2 protein-coding genes are annotated in these 1,328 nt (G+C 26.6%); both read left to right on the forward strand.

The window, feature by feature from the left end:
* Nucleotides 1–460 precede the first annotated feature (460 nt).
* The gene (locus LQU93_RS09845) at nt 461–1,087 is read left to right on the forward strand and encodes a hypothetical protein (protein WP_229933711.1); all 627 of its coding nucleotides are present in this window, start codon (nt 461–463) and stop codon (nt 1,085–1,087) included.
* A gap of 30 nt (nt 1,088–1,117) precedes the next feature.
* The coding region (locus tag LQU93_RS09850) for a hypothetical protein (RefSeq protein WP_229933712.1) at nt 1,118–1,328 on the forward strand (211 nt) is incomplete at its 3' end.

Here is a 1,328-nt window from a genome sequence, read left to right on the forward strand (position 1 = left end):
GACTTATCGGCTGATTTTAGCGTTGAAATAATGCTTGGTGGAGCTTATGGTATTATAAAGAGTGCCAAAAAGTTAGATAAGGTGGATGGGGAATTTGTAAAGAGTGGGAATGAGATAAGCACATCAAAGATAAAAGATAAAGATAGTGCTGTAAATGTCGCTAATTATGAGAAATGAAAAGCGGATTTAAAAAAAGCAGAATATTCTGCGATATTCAATAAAGACAATACCATAAAACCAGAATTTATAAAACAAGGAAAACTTATTATTATAGGAGATAAACTTGGCAATAAAGAGTTAATACAAGAACTTATAAAAGATAATAGTAAAATAAAAGATTGGGGCAAGTATGAATTAAGATTGCCTGGTGACAATAGAGCTTTGCATTATTATTATAACTCAGTCACAAAAAAAGTTTATTATGATATGGATTATAAAACAAAATTTAAAAAGGTGTTAAATGAAAGTAAGGTTAAAACCAAATATTACTAATACAGACTTAAATAAGGATAGCATTTATAATGTGCTTTGTATAGAGATTAGCGATAAAATAGAATTTTATTTGCAAAAATATTTTAATTATGGCGATATCTATTTAGCATATCCCTATTTGTCTGATTTGCTTGATATTGTAGATAATGATATAAAAAATTGGAGTATTGAAATGTTTGAAAAAAATATATATTCTAATGCAAATTTTGATGAGATAAAACAAATAAAATATATATCAATTGCACCAAAAGAAATCAATTATGAAAGTTTTTGTGAAGATATTGCTGAATGTTATGGTTTGGAAAAATGCAATGATGCACATGATATGATGGCAAGAGCTTGTGGTTTATATGCAAATTTAGAATTAAACGAAGAAAGTTTTATAAGAATATTTTCTGAATTTCAGTTGCCAAATTTAGAGTATGGGATAGATATTGGAGAAGATTACATAATGTGTCCAAAATGTTCAAATGCTATAAAAAATAATAAAAAAGGTGTTATAAAATGTCACAATAAATATTGCAATATACTATATAATAACCCACAAGCCAAACCTACACCAAAAGGGGTAAAAATAATAGTTGAGAAAAACTAAAATAAATTTTATAAAAAGAAGCAAAGATTAATGAAATTTATAAAACAACTTATAATGCTTTTTGTATTATCAAGCTTAACTCTTTCTCAATATATCTTTGCAAATTTCATAAACAATCCCATATTATATACTACAAACAACATCTCATCCACCAAAAGCATAAGCTCAAACCTACAAGCTAAAAATTTAAACATTATCACTAATGAAGACATCACTATCACAGGAGCTGATATAAATGCTA

It is taken from the genome of Campylobacter majalis (genome assembly GCF_905120465.1).
Taxonomy (GTDB): Bacteria; Campylobacterota; Campylobacteria; order Campylobacterales; family Campylobacteraceae; genus Campylobacter_A; species Campylobacter_A majalis.

Bases quoted from the DNA above. Each gene is read 5' to 3' on its own strand.
- LQU93_RS09845 (WP_229933711.1), top strand. From the start codon at position 461: ATGAAAGTAAGGTTAAAACCAAATATTACTAATACAGACTTAAATAAG.